The following is a 13,809-nucleotide window of genomic DNA, read 5'->3' as shown; positions in this document are numbered from 1 at the left end:
AGCGGCATACTGGCCGGGTGACCGAGCCCGGCGCTGACGCCACCGTCCCACCCGCCACCTCCACGCCGTCACCGGCTCAGGAGACGCCGCCTGACCGCACGGACGCGGTCACGGCGCCCCCGTCGGCCGCGGAGAGCGTGGAGGACTACTACGCACGCATCGCGGCCGCGGCCGGCGCGGACGGCCGCCTTCCTGTCGCGGTCGAGGAGATGCCCGGCTGGGACATCTACCCCTACGAGATCGAGGGCCTGCGCCTCAAGCCGGTGCAGCCTCCGGCGGACGAGGAGCCCGCACGGCGCGGCGAGCACGCCGCCGACTGCTGGTGCGCCGGCGGCTTCGGGGACACCGACGACCGGCTCGTCTGGTCGAACGCCCGGTGGCGCCTCACGCTCTCCGTCGACACCGGCCTGCCCGTGATGCTCATGCTCATGCCCCTCGCGCACCACGACCTGCCCTCCCTGCCGGGCGACCTCGCGGCCGAGATGGGCCAGCTCGTCGTCGCGGTGTCGGACGCCGTCGAGCACGTGCCGAGCGTCGGGCGGGCCCAGCTGGCGAAGTACGGCGACGGCGGAGCCCACCTGCACCTGTTCTTCCTCGGTCGCCCCGCCCGCATGCTCCAGTTCCGCGGGTCGCCGCTCATCGACTGGGAGGAGAACCTCCCGCGGGTCCCCCTCGACGTGCTCCAGGCCAACGCTCGCGTCGTCGCCGAGCGGATGGTCGTCCACGTCGGCGGCACGCCCGGGGGGCTCGGCCGCTAGAGCGTTCGCCGAGTCCGCCGACGGCACTCCGGAGACACCCGAGCCGACACGGGCCGGGTCGACGCGCGCCCCGCCCGCTCCTCAGGCCCGGTGGATCGCGGGCCGCTCGAAGAAGAGCACGGCGACGACGCCGATGAGCAGGACCGCGGCGGGCAGCAGCATCGACTCCGACATCGCGTCGGCGAAGCCGCTCGCGACCTGTGCCGGCATCGTGGCCCCGGAGCCCTGCAGCCCGCCGAGCTGGCCCGAGATGCCGGGCAGGTCGGCGGCGAGCCGGGCCTCGATGAGGGCTGCGATGGCTGCGCTGCCGAGGACCGCGCCGACCTGGCGCGTCGTGTTGTAGACGCCCGACCCGGCACCGGCCGACGACAGCGGCAGGTTGCGGGTGGCCGTGGCGCCCAGGGGACCCCACATGAAGGCGTTGCCGACGCCCATGAGCGCCATGGGCAGGAGCAGCTGCCACGTCTGCGTCTCCGGGTGCATGACGAGGGCGAGCCAGAGCAGCGACAGCGCCGTGAGGCCGATCCCGGCCGCGGTGATGCCGCGCGGGTGGACGCGGTCGGCGAGCCGGCCGGACACCGGCGCGAGGCCGCCCGAGATGACGGCCATCGGGGCGAGCAGGAGGGCCGAGGCGGTCGGCGACATGCCGCGCACCGCCTGGGCGTAGAGCATGAAGGGGAAGGCCATCGCCGTGATGGAGAAGCCGATGGTCGTGATCGCGACGTTGGCGAGCGAGAAGTTGCGGTCGTCGAAGAGCCGCAGCGGCAGGAGGGGCTCGCGGGTGTTGTGCGCCTGCCACCAGATGAAGACGCCGAGGACGAGCAGGCCTGCTCCGATGAGCAGCGGCACGGAGACGAAGCCGGAGATGGTCCCCCAGTCGTAGGTCTCGCCCTCCTGGACGCCGAACACGACGAGGAACATGCCGACCGCCGAGAGCCCCACGCCGATCCAGTCGAAGCTGTGGCTGTGCGTCTCGAGCCGCGGCACGAGCCGGGCGGCGAGGACGAAGGCCACGACACCGACGGGCACGTTGATGAAGAAGATCCACTCCCAGCCGGGACCGTCGACGAGCAGCCCACCGACGACAGGGCCGACGAGGATCGCCACGCCGGCCGTGGCACCCCACAGCGCCATGGCCTGACCGCGGGACGCCGCCGGGAACGTGCGGGTGATGACGGCCATCGTCTGCGGCGTCAGCATCGAGGCGCCGAGACCCTGCACGACGCGGGCGATGATGAGCCCGGTGACGGTGCCGGTGAGCCCGCACCACAGCGAGGCGAGGGTGAAGACCGTCAGCCCCACGAGGTAGAGGTTCTTCGGGCCGTAGCGGTCACCGAGCCGGCCGGTGATGAGCAGCGGCGTGGCGTAGGCCAGCAGGTAGGCGCTCGTGACCCAGATGACGCTGTTGACGTCGGTGTCGAGGCCCCGCAGGATCGCCGGGGTCGCCACCGACACGATGGTCGAGTCGACGAGGATCATGAAGAAGCCGATGACCATGGCCCACAGGGCCGGCCACGGGTTGAGCCCGTCAGGCACCCCGCCCGACAGGGCCGGGGCGGCCGTCGGGACCGCTGCCTCTGCCGTCGCGTCGCGCCCGGTCACGTCGGTCGTGCTGTCCTCGCCGGCCACGGTGGCCCCCTTCCGCTGCCTGACGCAGCACCTCCGATTGTCCACCCGCGCACCGACAGCGGTCAGGCTCCCGCGGCGGGCCCGTTCCGGGTCCGTGGGTCCGTCAGGAGTCCCCGCCCGACGCCCGACGGCCCCGACGCACCCCCACGGCGAGAGCCGGCGTCAGGCGTACGACCAGCGCGTCGCGAGCCACAGCGGGTCGTAGCCGGTCAGCGGCACCATCCGCCACGTCAGGTCGGCATCGGCACCACGCAGCCGCGCCTCGATGCGGAAGCGGTGGGGCGTCTCGATGGCGATGACCTCGGCGCGGAAGGTGTCCTCGTCGACCCACCCACCGCTCGCGACGACGGGCAGGGTCGCTCCCGCCGCCACCAGCTCCCCCTCGCGCCACAGGCCCCGACCCACCGGGACGCGCAGCCACTCGCCGCGTCGGCTGAGGCCGAGCACGACGTCGGGACCGTCACGGGTCACGGAGACGGCCGTGTAGTCGGCCGAGAGGTCGGAGCCGTCCGAACGGCTGAACTCGGCATACTCCGGACCCAGCGCGTCCCCCGACATGGCCGGGATCTCGAGACCCGCGAGGCGCTCGGCCAGGGCACGGTCGCCGTCGCCGGAGCCACCGCCGCCGATGGCGGGCACGACGTGGGCCCACAGCCCGTCGAGCGTGGACTGCATGCGCGCCTGCTCCGCCGTGACCGCCACGACCGTGTCGTGCTCGGGCAGCACGACGAGGAACTGTCCGTAGGCCCCGTCGCCGCGGTAGCCGAAGCGCTGCATCCAGAACGAGTAGCCGTAGCCCCGGCGCCAGTCCTCATCGGCGTCCGGGTCCTCGCTGACCGGCCCGAAGCCGCGCGTCGCCTCCTCGACCCACGCCTCGGACAGCAGCTGCCGACCCTCCCACCGGCCGCGGTCGAGGTAGAGCTGGGCGATGGAGGCGATGGCCTCGGTCGTCAGGTGCGAGCCGGTGAACCCGAGCTCGCGCCCGAGCGGGTCGCGGTGCCAGGGGATGTCGGGCAGCCCCAGGGGGGCGAGCAGCCGCGGGCGCAGCACCTCGGCCACGCCGACGCCGGTGACTCGGCGCACGATGACGGCGAGCAGGTAGGTCGCCACCTGGTTGTAGGCGAAGACGGTCCCCGGCGGCCGGGTCGGCTGCGTGGCGAAGACCCGAGGCACCCAGTCGTCCCCGTCGCCGCCGCTGCCGCTCATCCGGTCGAAGACCCGCCCCCACGCGTCCTCCTCGTGACCGACCGTCATCGAGAGGCAGTGCGCGATCCGCACGTCCTCCCAGCCGTCGGCCACCAGGGCGCGGTCGAGCTCGGGGAAGTGGTCGAGGACCCGGTCGTCGAGCGACAGACGCCCCTCCTGGACGAGGAAGCCGACGGCCGTGGCCGTCACGGTCTTCGAGAGGGAGTACGCGAGGTGGACGCGGTCGGCGGCATACGGCCTCCACCAGCCCTCGGCCACGACGTGTCCGTGACGCACGACCATGAGGCTGTGCAGCCCGAGGTTGTCGCGTTCCGCGGCGTCGACGAATGCGTGGATGCCGGCGGCGTCGACGCCCTGCGCCGACGGGGTGCTGCGGGGAAGGCTCACGAGCGCGACGTTACGCGTCCGGAGCCGCCGGGTGGGCCGGCGGCCCGCCGCGAGTCGCGGAAGGTCAGGCGGTCACGTCGAGAGGGGCGTATGCCGCCCCGGCAGCCGCGAGGGCAGCCTGGCCTCCGTCGACGGCCGTGAGGATCCACAGACCGTCCTCGCGGACGGCGACCGAGTGCTCCCAGTGCGCGGCCCGCGTGCCGTCGAGGGTCACCACGGTCCAGTCGTCGGCGAGCACCTTGGTGTCGATGCCGCCGAGGGTCACCATCGGCTCGATGGCGCCCGTGAAGCCGTCGACGAGCTTGGGACCCGTCTCGCGCACCGCGTAGTTGGGGATCTGGGGATCCATGTGCATCTGGGTGCCGATGCCGTGGCCGACGTACTCGTCGATGACGCCGTAGGTCCGGCCGTCACGCTCGGCGGCGGCCTCGATGCTGGCCTCGACCGCGTCGCCTACGGCGTAGAGGCGACCGCCGACGTGCATCGCGGCGATCCCCGCGTAGAGGCCGGCCTCGGTGGCGTCGATGAGGGCGAGGTCCTCGGGACGACCGGCCTCGCGCCCACCGACGACCGCGGTGAAGGCCGCGTCGCCGTTCCAGCCCTTGACCTCGGCGCCGCAGTCGACCGAGACGATGTCGCCGGCCTCGAGGACCCGGGGGCCCGGGATGCCGTGGACGACCTCGTCGTTGACGCTCGTGCACAGCGTGTGGCTGTAGCCCGGGACGAGCTGGAAGTTGGGGATGCCGCCGTTGCTGCGGATGAAGTCCTCCGCGAGGCGGTCCAGCTCGAGCGTCGTCAGGCCGGGGCGCAGCTCGCTCGCGAGCAGCTCGAGCGTGCGCCCGACGAGCAGCCCCGCCTCACGCATGAGGCGCAGCTGCTCGTCGGTGCGGCCCTGGAGCCGGTTCCGGCGTCCGAACATCGATGGTCCTTCTCGGTGACGAAATGACGACACCTCACGGCGGCGTCGCCACGGCGTCGGTACGCCGTCGCTCAGGTGTGCTCAGGTGTGCTCAGGCGTGCTGCGGCAGGGCCGCGATGACACGGTCGGTGACGTCGTCGACGGCGCCCATGCCGTCGACCTTGACGAGGAGGCCGGCGACCTCGTAGTGCTCCGCGAGGGGCGCGGTCTCCTTGCGGTAGATCGCCTGGCGCTCGCGGATGACGTCCTCGGTGTCGTCGGCGCGACCCTCGGTCTCGGCGCGCTTGAGCAGCCGCTCGACGATGGCGTCCTCGTCGACCTCGAGCTCGAGCACCGCGTCGAGCGCGTGCCCGTGACGCGACAGCATGGCGTCGAGCGCGTCGACCTGGCCCGCGGTGCGCGGGTAGCCGTCGAGGAGGAAGCCGTGTGCGGCGTCGTCCCAGGTCAGCCGGTCCTCGACGATCTCGTTGGTGATCTCGTCGGAGACGTAGCCGCCGGACGTGATGATCTCGTGGACCTTGACGCCGAGCGGGGTCTGGTCCTTGATGTTGGCGCGGAAGATGTCGCCGGTCGAGATGGCCGGGATGCCGAGACGCTCGGCGATCCTGGCTGCCTGCGTGCCCTTACCGGCGCCGGGCGGGCCGAGGATGATCAGTCGCATGTCGGGGCCCCCGGGAGGTCGGGAGCGCAGCGAGTGACTTTCTGGGGTGACATTAACGGAGGAACCCTTCGTAGTGACGCTGCTGCAGCTGCGCCTCGATCTGCTTCACCGTCTCCAGGCCCACACCGACGACGATGAGGATCGAGGTGCCACCGAACGGGAAGTTCTGGTTGGCGCCGACGAGGACGAGGGCCACGAGCGGGATCAGCGAGACGATGGCGAGGTAGATGGCACCCGGCACGGTGATTCGGGTCAGGACGTAGTTGAGGTACTCGGCCGTGGGTCGCCCGGCCCGGATACCCGGGATGAAGCCGCCGTACTTCTTCATGTTGTCCGCGACCTCGGTCGGGTTGAACGTGATGGACACGTAGAAGAACGTGAAGAAGAGGATGAGGGCGACGTAGGTCGCCATGTAGATGGGGTGGTCGCCCTTGACGAGGTTGTCCTGGACCCACTGGACCCAGCCCGGGTTGTTGCCGTCGGCGCGCGTGTTGAACTGCGCGATGAGGCCCGGCAGGGCGAGCAGCGAGCTCGCGAAGATGACCGGGATGACGCCGGCCATGTTGACCTTGAGCGGGATGTAGGTGGACGTGCCGCCGTACATCCGGCGCCCGACCATCCGCTTGGCGTACTGCACCGGGATGCGGCGCTGGGACTGCTCGACGAAGACGACCGCCGCGATGACGAAGACACCGAGGACGAGGATGCCGAGGAACGTGCCCCAGCCCTTGTTCTCCTTGATGGCCCAGAGCGAGGCCGGGAAGCCGGCCGCGATCGAGGTGAAGATCATGAGGGACATGCCGTTGCCGACGCCCTTGTCGGTGATCAGCTCGCCGAACCACATGATGAGGCCGGTGCCGGCCGTCATCGTCAGGACCATGATGAGGATCGTGACCATCGACTGGTCGGTCATGATCGACTCGCAGGTGCCGCCGAAGAGGCTGGACGGGTTGCGCGCGAAGGTGACGAGCGTCGCCGACTGGAGGATCGCGAGACCGATCGTCAGGTAGCGGGTGTACTGCGTCAGCTTGCTCTGCCCCGACTGGCCCTCCTCCTTGAGCGCCTCGAAGCGCGGGATGACGACCGTGAGCAGCTGGATGATGATGCTCGCCGTGATGTACGGCATGATCCCGAGCGCGAAGACCGACAGCTGCAGCAGCGCACCGCCACTGAAGAGGTTGGCGAGGTTGAGGAACCCGCTCTGGTCTCCGCTCTGGCCCTTGCTGGCGTCCAGACAGTCCTGCACCAGGCTGTAGCTGATGCCCGGCGTCGGCACGTGCGATCCGAGCCGGAACAGCACGATGATGCCGAGCGTGAAGAGCAGCTTCTTGCGCAGGTCCGGGGTACGGAACGCGCGTGCGAAGGCGGCGAGCACTGGGTCCTCCTGGGGGGCCGCACGGTGGCGCGGCGTAAGTCATGCAATCCGTGGAAGGTTAACGCAAAGGCGCAACGCCCCGGGCCCCCACCGCGGTGGCCGACGTCACGTCGGCTCGCGGGTCGGGCGCCCGGGGCGCTGCTCACACGAGGTGTGTGGTGGTCACTCGAAGCCCGGTCTCAGCCGGCGAGGGCCGTGACCGTGCCGCCGGCGGCCTCGATCTTCTCCTTGGCGGACGCCGAGAACTTGTGCGCCTCGACCTCGACCTTGACGGAGATCTCGCCCGTGCCGAGCACCTTCACCGGGAAGCCGTCACGGACGGCACCCTTGGCGACGAGGTCGGCGACGGACACCTGACCACCCTCCGGGAAGAGCAGCTGCAGGCGGTCCAGGTTGACGACCTGGTACTCCGTGCGGAACGGGTTCTTGAATCCGCGGAGCTTCGGGAGGCGCATGTGCATCGGCATCGAGCCGCCCTCGAAACGCTCCGGGACCTGGTAACGGGCCTTCGTGCCCTTGGTACCACGACCGGCGGTCTTGCCCTTGGAGCCCTCACCACGACCGACGCGGGTCTTGGCGGTCTTGGCTCCGGGGGCCGGACGCAGGTGGTGGACCTTGAGGGCGGACTCGCCCGACTTCTTGGCGTTGTCGGCCATGGTCAGTCAACCTCCTCGACGGACACGAGGTGCGTGACCGTCTTGACCATCCCGCGGATCTCGGGACGGTCCTCCTTGACGACGACGTCGCCAATGCGCTTCAGACCGAGGCTGCGCAGCGTGTCACGCTGGTTCTGCTTGCCACCGATCTCGGAACGGGTCTGGGTCACCTTGAGACGAGCCATCACGCACCAGCCTTCGCAGCCTGGGCCTCGGCCATACCGGCGGCGCGGGCCTTGAGCATGGCCGCCGGAGCGACCTCCTCGAGGGTCTTGCCACGACGGGCAGCGACCGACTCGGGGCGCTCCAGCTCGCGCAGGGCCTGGGCCGTGGCGTGCACGATGTTGATGGCGTTGTCGGAGCCCAGCGACTTGCTGAGGACGTCGTGGACGCCGGCGCACTCGAGCACCGCACGCACCGGGCCACCGGCGATGACACCGGTACCGGGGGCGGCGGGGCGGAGCATGACGACGCCTGCGGCGGCCTCACCCTGGACGGGGTGCGGGATGGTGCCCTGGATGCGCGGGACCTTGAAGAAGTTCTTCTTGGCCTCCTCGACACCCTTGGCGATGGCCGCGGGAACTTCCTTGGCCTTGCCGTAGCCGACACCCACGGTGCCGTCACCGTCACCGACGACGACGAGGGCGGTGAAGCTGAAGCGACGACCACCCTTGACGACCTTGGCGACACGGTTGATGGTCACGACGCGCTCGACGTACTGGTTCTTGTCGTCACGGCTGTCGCGGTTGTCGCGGCCGCCGCGGTTGTCACGGCGGTCTCCGCGCTCGGTGCGCTCGCCGCCACCGGCGGGGCCGGTGCCTCGACGCTGCTGTCCGGGCATCAGATGTTCCTCATCTCAACAATTGCGTTCACGAAGTTGCTCACAGGGACAGACCGCCTTCGCGGGCGCCCTCGGCGATCGCCGCGACACGGCCGTGGTACTTGTTGCCACCACGGTCGAACACGACGGCCTCGATACCGGCGTCCTTGGCACGGGCGGCCACGAGCTCGCCGACCTTCTTGGCCTTGGCCGTCTTGTCACCGTCGAAGGAGCGCAGGTCGGCCTCCATCGTCGAGGCCGAGGCCACGGTCTTGCCGACGGTGTCGTCGACGACCTGGACGAAGAGGTGACGGCTGGAGCGCGACACGACGAGGCGGGGACGGACCGCGGTGCCGGCGATCTTCTTGCGACCGCGCACCTGGCGACGGATGCGGGCGGCAGCCTTGGACTTACCGCGCTTGATGATCATTGCCATGGCTTACTTACCGGCCTTTCCAACCTTGCGACGGATCTGCTCGCCCGCGTAGCGAACGCCCTTGCCCTTGTACGGGTCGGGCTTGCGCAGCTTGCGGATGTTCGCCGCGACCTCACCGACGAGCTGCTTGTCGATGCCCTGCACCGAGAAGCGGGTCGGGTTCTCGACGGCGAAGCTGATGCCGGCGGGAGCCTGGATGAGGATCGGGTGCGAGTATCCGAGCGAGAACTCGAGGTCCGAGCCCTTCGCGGCGACACGGTAACCCGTGCCGTGGATCTCCATCTTCTTCTCGTAGCCCTCGGTGACACCGAGGACCATGTTGTTGATGAGCGACCGGGTCAGGCCGTGGCGCGAGCGCGAGTCGCGCTCGTCGTTGGGGCGCTTGACCTCGAGGTTGCCCTCGCCCAGCTCGACCGTGATCGGCTGCACGACGGTCAGGGAGAGCTCACCCTTGGGGCCCTTGACGATGACGTCCTGGCCCTCGACCTTGACGTCCACACCCGAGGGGATGGAGACCGGAAGTCGTCCGATTCGCGACATGTCAGTGTCTCCTTACCAGACGTAGGCGAGGACTTCCCCACCCACGCCCTTCTCGTGTGCCTGGCGGTCGGTCAGCAGACCGTTCGACGTCGACAGGATCGCGACGCCGAGGCCACCGAGAACCTTGGGCAGGTTCGTCGACTTGGCGTAGACGCGCAGACCGGGCTTGCTCACGCGACGCACACCGGCGATGGAGCGCTCGCGGTTCGGGCCGTACTTGAGGTCGATGGTCAGCGTCTGGCCGACCTCGGCCTCCTCGATCTTCCACGAGGCGATGTAGCCCTCGCTCTGGAGGATCTCGGCGATGTTCTTCTTCAGCTTCGAGTACGGCATGGAGACGACGTCGTGGTGCGCCGAGTTGGCGTTCCGGACGCGGGTCAGCATGTCCGCAATCGGGTCAGTCATGGTCATGTGGGCTCTCCGCCCTTCCTCACCGGGGTTTCGACCGGGGCTATCTGCCCGGCGACGGCTGGGCCGTCGTGTGGCCGACCTACGGTGTCAGAGGTGTGTTGGTCTTGGGGTTGCTCTGGGCTCGGGGAGCCGATTACCAGGAGCTCTTGGTCACGCCCGGCAGCTCGCCCGCGTGCGCCATCTCGCGAAGGCAGATGCGGCAGAGGCCGAACTTGCGGTACACCGAGTGCGGGCGACCGCACTTCTGGCAACGGGTGTATCCGCGGACCTTGAACTTCGGCTTCCGGTTCGCCTTGTTAACGAGCGCGGTCTTGGCCATGTCAGTTCTCCTTGAAGGGGAAGCCGAGCTGCTTGAGCAGCGCGCGACCCTCGTCATCGTTGGTCGCCGTGGTGACCACGGTGATGTCCATGCCTCGCACGCGGTCGATCCGGTCCTGGTCGATCTCGTGGAACATCGACTGCTCGGTCAGGCCGAACGTGTAGTTGCCGTTGCCGTCGAACTGCTTCGGCGAGAGGCCACGGAAGTCACGGATGCGCGGGAGGGCGATCGTGACGAGACGGTCGAGGAACTCCCACATGCGGTCACCGCGGAGCGTCGTGTGGGCGCCGATGGGCATGCCCTCACGCAGCTTGAACTGGGCGATCGACTTGCGAGCCTTCGTCACGACCGGCTTCTGGCCCGTGATGGCGGTGAGGTCGCGGACGGCACCCTCGATGAGCTTGCTGTCCTTCGCCGCGTCACCGACACCCATGTTGACGACGACCTTGACGACGCCGGGAACCTGCATGACGTTGGCGTAGCCGAACTGCTCGAGCATCGAGCTCTTGATCTCGTCCTGGTAGCGCTGCTGAAGGCGCGGCTTGGTGCTGGTCTCAGTCATTCTCAGAGGTCCTTGTCCGACTTGACCGCGACACGGACGCGGGCCGCCTTCTGACGGCCATTGCGCTCGACGGTCTCGACACGCGTCTTGACGCGGGTCGGCTTCTTCGACTCGGGGTCGACGATCGCGACGTTGCTCACGTGGATCGCAGCCTCGGTGTGCGTCAGGCCACCGGTGCGCGTGCCACGGGCGGTCGCGCCGGCCTTGACGTGCTTGGTGACGCGGTTGATGCCCTCGACCAGCACACGCTGGGTCTCGGGGTAGACCGCGATGACCTTGCCCTGCTTGCCCCGGTCGCCGCCGTTCTTCTGGCTGCGGCCCGAGATGACCTGGACGAGGTCACCCTTCTTGATCTTCATCTTGGTGATGGTGTTCTTCGCCATGCTCACAGCACCTCCGGCGCGAGAGAGATGATCTTCATGAACTTCTTCTCGCGCAGCTCGCGGCCCACCGGGCCGAAGATGCGGGTACCACGGGGGTCACCGTCGGCCTTGAGGATCACCGCAGCGTTCTCGTCGAACTTGATGTAGGAACCGTCGGCGCGGCGACGCTCCTTGACGGTGCGGACGATGACGGCCTTGACGACGTCACCCTTCTTCACGTTGCCGCCAGGGATCGCGTCCTTGACGGTGGCGACGATGGTGTCGCCGATGCCGGCGTAGCGACGGCCCGAGCCGCCGAGAACACGGATGCAAAGGATTTCCTTGGCACCGGTGTTGTCGGCGACGCGCAGCCGCGACTCCTGCTGAATCACTGTCTAACTCCTGTCGTCGTGCTGGTTCTCACCGGTTGCCCGGATGAGCCTTGCCGAACGGAAATGGGGGGTGGCTTACTTGGCCTTCTCGAGGATCTCGACAATGCGCCAGTGCTTCGTCGCGGAGAGCGGACGCGTCTCCATGATGAGCACGCGGTCGCCCACGCCGGCCTCGTTCTGCTCGTCGTGCGCCTTGACCTTGCTGGTGCGGCGGATGACCTTGCTGTAGAGCGCGTGCTTGACGCGGTCCTCGACCTCGACGACGACGGTCTTGTCCATCTTGTCGCTCACCACGTAGCCCTGACGGGTCTTGCGGTAGTTGCGCTCACTCGCCTGGTCGCTCACGACCTTCTCCTGCTCGCTCATGCGTCAGCCTCCTGCGCCTTGTCAGCCTTCTTGGCCTTCTTCTCGGCCTTGTCAGCCTTCTCGGGCTTGTCAGCCTTGTCGGCCTTGTCGGCCTTCTTGTCGGCCTTGGCAGCCTTCTTCTCGACCTTCTCGGCCTTCTCCGGCGCCTTGGGGGCGGCGGGGGCCGAGCCGATGCCGAGCTCGCGCTCACGCATCTCGGTGTAGATGCGCGCGATGTCCTTCTTGACGGCGCGCAGACGGCCGTGGTTGTCCAGCTGACCGGTGGCCGACTGGAAACGCAGGTTGAACAGTTCTTCCTTGGCCTTCTTCAGCTCGTCCGCCAGCTTCGTGTCGTCCAGACCACGCAGCTGCTCGGGAGCCAGGTCCTTGGTTCCGACTGCCATCAGATGTCACCACCCTCACGCTGAACGAAGCGGCACTTCATGGGGAGCTTGTGCATCGCGAGGCGCATGGCCTCACGCGCCACCGGCTCTGCCACGCCCGAGATCTCGAACATGACGCGACCCGGCTTGACGTTGGCGATCCACCACTCCGGCGAACCCTTACCGGAACCCATGCGGGTCTCGGCGGGCTTCTTGGTGAGCGGACGGTCGGGGTAGATGTTGATCCACACCTTGCCGCCACGCTTCATGTAGCGGGTCATCGCGATACGAGCGGACTCGATCTGACGGTTGGTCACGTAGGCCGGCTCGAGAGCCTGGATGCCGTAGTCACCGAACGCGATCGTCGTACCACCCTTGGCCGCACCGTGGCGGTTCGGGTGGTGCTGCTTGCGGTGCTTGACTCGACGGGGAATCAACATGGTCAGGCCTGCTCATTCTCGGTGCTGGCCGCGGCGGGGGCCTCGGCAGCAGCGGTCTCGTTCACTGCCGGAGCAGCGGCGGTCTCGTTGCGGTCACCACGACGGGCGCGGTTCGGACGGTCACCGCCGTCACGACGCGGGCCACGCGACGGGCGCGGAGCGGCGGCCTGCTGGGCAGCGAGCTCCTTGGCCGTCATGTCGCCCTTGTAGATCCACACCTTGACGCCGATGCGGCCGAACGTGGTGCGGGCCTCGTAGAAGCCGTAGTCGATCTGCGCACGCAGGGTGTGCAGCGGGACGCGGCCCTCGCGGTAGAACTCGGTGCGGCTCATCTCGGCGCCGTTGAGGCGGCCGGAGACCTGCACGCGGATGCCCTTGGCACCGGCGCGCTGGGCGGACTGCATGCCCTTGCGCATGGCGCGACGGAACGCGACACGGGCCGAGAGCTGCTCGGCGATGCCCTGGGCGACCAGCTGGGACACGATCTCGGGGTTCTTGACCTCGAGGATGTTGAGCTGGACCTGCTTGCCCGTGAGCTTCTCGAGCTCGCCGCGGATGCGGTCGGCCTCGGCGCCGCGGCGACCGATGACGATGCCGGGGCGGGCGGTGTGGATGTCCACGCGGACGCGGTCACGGGTGCGCTCGATCTCGACCGATGCGATGCCGGCGCGCTCCATGCCCTTCTCCATCAGGCGACGGATCGAGACATCTTCCTTGACGTAGTCGCGGTAGCGCTGACCCGACTTCGTCGAGTCTGCGAACCAGCGGCTCTTGTGGTCGGTGGTGATGCCCAGACGGAAGCCGTGCGGGTTGACCTTCTGACCCATCAGCGGGCTCCCTTCGTGTTCTCCGGCTGCGTGACGACCACGGTGATGTGGCTCGTGCGCTTGTTGATGCGACCGGCGCGGCCCTGGGCGCGCGGCCGGAATCGCTTCATCGTCGGGCCCTCGTCCACGAACGCGGCCGTGATGACCAGGTTGCGCTCGTCGAAGGCGACCGACTCGCGGTCAGCCTTGACGCGGGCGTTGGCGATGGCGCTCTCGAGCACCTTCTTGACCGGCTCGGAGGCCGACTGCGGAGCGAAGGTGAGCACCGTGACGGCGTCGGTGGCGGCCTTGCCGCGGATCAGGTCCACGACACGGCGAGCCTTCTGCGGGCTGACACGGACGTGCCGCGCCGAAGCCTTGGCTTCCATGACTTCTTCCTTG

21 protein-coding genes are annotated in these 13,809 nt (G+C 68.9%); 1 reads left to right on the top strand and 20 read right to left on the bottom strand.

Going from position 1 to position 13,809, the window contains the following annotated elements:
- Nucleotides 1-17 precede the first annotated feature (17 nt).
- The gene (locus tag ACSQ2D_RS05355; RefSeq protein ID WP_435984958.1) at nucleotides 18-758 is read left to right on the top strand and encodes a hypothetical protein; all 741 of its coding nucleotides are present in this window, start codon (nucleotides 18-20) and stop codon (nucleotides 756-758) included.
- Nucleotides 759-839: 81 nt separating this feature from the next.
- On the opposite strand, the gene ACSQ2D_RS05350 is transcribed toward ACSQ2D_RS05355, so the two are convergent.
- From ACSQ2D_RS05350 to rplV, 20 genes are all read right to left on the bottom strand, one after another.
- The gene (locus ACSQ2D_RS05350) at nucleotides 840-2,255 is read right to left on the bottom strand and encodes a DHA2 family efflux MFS transporter permease subunit (protein ID WP_435987818.1); all 1,416 of its coding nucleotides are present in this window, start codon (nucleotides 2,253-2,255) and stop codon (nucleotides 840-842) included.
- A gap of 294 nt (nucleotides 2,256-2,549) precedes the next feature.
- Nucleotides 2,550-3,980 carry a serine hydrolase domain-containing protein gene (locus tag ACSQ2D_RS05345; protein WP_435984957.1) on the bottom strand — a complete coding sequence of 477 codons (1,431 nt, stop codon included), beginning with the start codon at nucleotides 3,978-3,980 and terminating at the stop codon, nucleotides 2,550-2,552.
- A gap of 64 nt (nucleotides 3,981-4,044) precedes the next feature.
- Nucleotides 4,045-4,899: a type I methionyl aminopeptidase gene (gene map, locus ACSQ2D_RS05340; RefSeq protein WP_435984956.1), complete on the bottom strand. Its 855-nt coding sequence runs from the start codon at nucleotides 4,897-4,899 to the stop codon at nucleotides 4,045-4,047.
- A gap of 91 nt (nucleotides 4,900-4,990) precedes the next feature.
- Nucleotides 4,991-5,560: an adenylate kinase gene (locus ACSQ2D_RS05335; protein WP_435984955.1), complete on the bottom strand. Its 570-nt coding sequence runs from the start codon at nucleotides 5,558-5,560 to the stop codon at nucleotides 4,991-4,993.
- A 52-nt stretch (nucleotides 5,561-5,612) separates the two neighbouring features.
- Entirely contained in the window at nucleotides 5,613-6,935 is a 1,323-nt protein-coding gene (gene secY / locus ACSQ2D_RS05330; RefSeq protein ID WP_435984954.1) for a preprotein translocase subunit SecY, read from the bottom strand.
- Nucleotides 6,936-7,114: 179 nt separating this feature from the next.
- Nucleotides 7,115-7,591, bottom strand: a complete 477-nt coding sequence (gene rplO / locus ACSQ2D_RS05325) for a 50S ribosomal protein L15 (RefSeq protein ID WP_020143225.1) — start codon at nucleotides 7,589-7,591, stop codon at nucleotides 7,115-7,117.
- Nucleotides 7,592-7,593: 2 nt separating this feature from the next.
- Nucleotides 7,594-7,776, bottom strand: coding sequence for a 50S ribosomal protein L30 (gene rpmD, locus ACSQ2D_RS05320; RefSeq protein WP_020143226.1), 183 nt, complete (start codon nucleotides 7,774-7,776; stop codon nucleotides 7,594-7,596).
- Nucleotides 7,776-8,432, bottom strand: coding sequence for a 30S ribosomal protein S5 (rpsE, locus tag ACSQ2D_RS05315; protein ID WP_020143227.1), 657 nt, complete (start codon nucleotides 8,430-8,432; stop codon nucleotides 7,776-7,778). The genes rpmD and rpsE overlap by 1 nt, the downstream gene beginning before the upstream one ends.
- 40 nt (nucleotides 8,433-8,472) lie before the next feature.
- On the bottom strand, nucleotides 8,473-8,847 hold the full coding sequence (gene rplR / locus ACSQ2D_RS05310; protein ID WP_435984953.1) for a 50S ribosomal protein L18: 375 nt from the start codon (nucleotides 8,845-8,847) through the stop codon (nucleotides 8,473-8,475).
- Between the two features lie 3 nt (nucleotides 8,848-8,850).
- The gene (gene rplF / locus ACSQ2D_RS05305) at nucleotides 8,851-9,387 is read right to left on the bottom strand and encodes a 50S ribosomal protein L6 (RefSeq protein WP_028785452.1); all 537 of its coding nucleotides are present in this window, start codon (nucleotides 9,385-9,387) and stop codon (nucleotides 8,851-8,853) included.
- Nucleotides 9,388-9,399: 12 nt separating this feature from the next.
- A complete protein-coding gene (gene rpsH / locus ACSQ2D_RS05300) occupies nucleotides 9,400-9,798 on the bottom strand; it encodes a 30S ribosomal protein S8 (RefSeq protein ID WP_020143230.1) in 399 nt (132 codons plus the stop codon).
- A 133-nt stretch (nucleotides 9,799-9,931) separates the two neighbouring features.
- Nucleotides 9,932-10,117 (bottom strand): type Z 30S ribosomal protein S14, encoded by a 186-nt coding sequence (locus ACSQ2D_RS05295; protein WP_435984952.1) that lies wholly within the window; start codon nucleotides 10,115-10,117, stop codon nucleotides 9,932-9,934.
- Between the two features lies 1 nt (nucleotide 10,118).
- Nucleotides 10,119-10,679, bottom strand: a complete 561-nt coding sequence (rplE, locus tag ACSQ2D_RS05290; RefSeq protein ID WP_030194240.1) for a 50S ribosomal protein L5 — start codon at nucleotides 10,677-10,679, stop codon at nucleotides 10,119-10,121.
- A 2-nt stretch (nucleotides 10,680-10,681) separates the two neighbouring features.
- Nucleotides 10,682-11,062 (bottom strand): 50S ribosomal protein L24, encoded by a 381-nt coding sequence (gene rplX / locus ACSQ2D_RS05285; RefSeq protein WP_435984951.1) that lies wholly within the window; start codon nucleotides 11,060-11,062, stop codon nucleotides 10,682-10,684.
- 2 nt (nucleotides 11,063-11,064) lie between these two features.
- Nucleotides 11,065-11,433, bottom strand: a complete 369-nt coding sequence (gene rplN / locus ACSQ2D_RS05280) for a 50S ribosomal protein L14 (protein ID WP_020143234.1) — start codon at nucleotides 11,431-11,433, stop codon at nucleotides 11,065-11,067.
- Between the two features lie 75 nt (nucleotides 11,434-11,508).
- A complete protein-coding gene (rpsQ, locus tag ACSQ2D_RS05275) occupies nucleotides 11,509-11,799 on the bottom strand; it encodes a 30S ribosomal protein S17 (RefSeq protein WP_020143235.1) in 291 nt (96 codons plus the stop codon).
- Nucleotides 11,796-12,182, bottom strand: coding sequence for a 50S ribosomal protein L29 (rpmC, locus tag ACSQ2D_RS05270; protein ID WP_435984950.1), 387 nt, complete (start codon nucleotides 12,180-12,182; stop codon nucleotides 11,796-11,798). The genes rpsQ and rpmC overlap by 4 nt, the downstream gene beginning before the upstream one ends.
- Nucleotides 12,182-12,601: a 50S ribosomal protein L16 gene (rplP, locus tag ACSQ2D_RS05265; RefSeq protein WP_020143237.1), complete on the bottom strand. Its 420-nt coding sequence runs from the start codon at nucleotides 12,599-12,601 to the stop codon at nucleotides 12,182-12,184. Before rplP ends, rpmC begins: the two co-directional genes overlap by 1 nt.
- A gap of 2 nt (nucleotides 12,602-12,603) precedes the next feature.
- Nucleotides 12,604-13,428 (bottom strand): 30S ribosomal protein S3, encoded by an 825-nt coding sequence (gene rpsC / locus ACSQ2D_RS05260; protein ID WP_020143238.1) that lies wholly within the window; start codon nucleotides 13,426-13,428, stop codon nucleotides 12,604-12,606.
- Nucleotides 13,428-13,796 (bottom strand): 50S ribosomal protein L22, encoded by a 369-nt coding sequence (rplV, locus tag ACSQ2D_RS05255; RefSeq protein WP_020143239.1) that lies wholly within the window; start codon nucleotides 13,794-13,796, stop codon nucleotides 13,428-13,430. The genes rpsC and rplV overlap by 1 nt, the downstream gene beginning before the upstream one ends.
- Between the last annotated feature and the right edge of the window lie 13 nt (nucleotides 13,797-13,809).

The organism is Terrabacter sp. LjRoot27, assembly GCF_964254175.1.
Classification (GTDB): Bacteria; Actinomycetota; Actinomycetes; order Actinomycetales; family Dermatophilaceae; genus Terrabacter.
This window is presented reverse-complemented; position numbering and strand designations above follow the sequence as displayed.

Excerpts from the sequence above, each read along its gene's own strand:
- ACSQ2D_RS05350 (WP_435987818.1), bottom strand. The coding sequence starts at position 2,255 with ATGGTCATCGGCTTCTTCATGATCCTCGTCGACTCGACCATCGTGTCG.
- map (WP_435984956.1), bottom strand. The coding sequence starts at position 4,899 with ATGTTCGGACGCCGGAACCGGCTCCAGGGCCGCACCGACGAGCAGCTG.
- ACSQ2D_RS05335 (WP_435984955.1), bottom strand. The coding sequence starts at position 5,560 with ATGCGACTGATCATCCTCGGCCCGCCCGGCGCCGGTAAGGGCACGCAG.
- rplO (WP_020143225.1), bottom strand. The coding sequence starts at position 7,591 with ATGGCCGACAACGCCAAGAAGTCGGGCGAGTCCGCCCTCAAGGTCCAC.
- rpmD (WP_020143226.1), bottom strand. The coding sequence starts at position 7,776 with ATGGCTCGTCTCAAGGTGACCCAGACCCGTTCCGAGATCGGTGGCAAG.
- rpsE (WP_020143227.1), bottom strand. The coding sequence starts at position 8,432 with ATGCCCGGACAGCAGCGTCGAGGCACCGGCCCCGCCGGTGGCGGCGAG.
- rplR (WP_435984953.1), bottom strand. The coding sequence starts at position 8,847 with ATGGCAATGATCATCAAGCGCGGTAAGTCCAAGGCTGCCGCCCGCATC.
- rplF (WP_028785452.1), bottom strand. The coding sequence starts at position 9,387 with ATGTCGCGAATCGGACGACTTCCGGTCTCCATCCCCTCGGGTGTGGAC.
- rpsH (WP_020143230.1), bottom strand. The coding sequence starts at position 9,798 with ATGACCATGACTGACCCGATTGCGGACATGCTGACCCGCGTCCGGAAC.
- ACSQ2D_RS05295 (WP_435984952.1), bottom strand. The coding sequence starts at position 10,117 with ATGGCCAAGACCGCGCTCGTTAACAAGGCGAACCGGAAGCCGAAGTTC.
- rplE (WP_030194240.1), bottom strand. The coding sequence starts at position 10,679 with ATGACTGAGACCAGCACCAAGCCGCGCCTTCAGCAGCGCTACCAGGAC.
- rplX (WP_435984951.1), bottom strand. The coding sequence starts at position 11,062 with ATGGCGAAGAACACCATCACCAAGATGAAGATCAAGAAGGGTGACCTC.
- rpsQ (WP_020143235.1), bottom strand. The coding sequence starts at position 11,799 with ATGAGCGAGCAGGAGAAGGTCGTGAGCGACCAGGCGAGTGAGCGCAAC.
- rpmC (WP_435984950.1), bottom strand. The coding sequence starts at position 12,182 with ATGGCAGTCGGAACCAAGGACCTGGCTCCCGAGCAGCTGCGTGGTCTG.
- rplP (WP_020143237.1), bottom strand. The coding sequence starts at position 12,601 with ATGTTGATTCCCCGTCGAGTCAAGCACCGCAAGCAGCACCACCCGAAC.
- rpsC (WP_020143238.1), bottom strand. The coding sequence starts at position 13,428 with ATGGGTCAGAAGGTCAACCCGCACGGCTTCCGTCTGGGCATCACCACC.
- rplV (WP_020143239.1), bottom strand. The coding sequence starts at position 13,796 with ATGGAAGCCAAGGCTTCGGCGCGGCACGTCCGTGTCAGCCCGCAGAAG.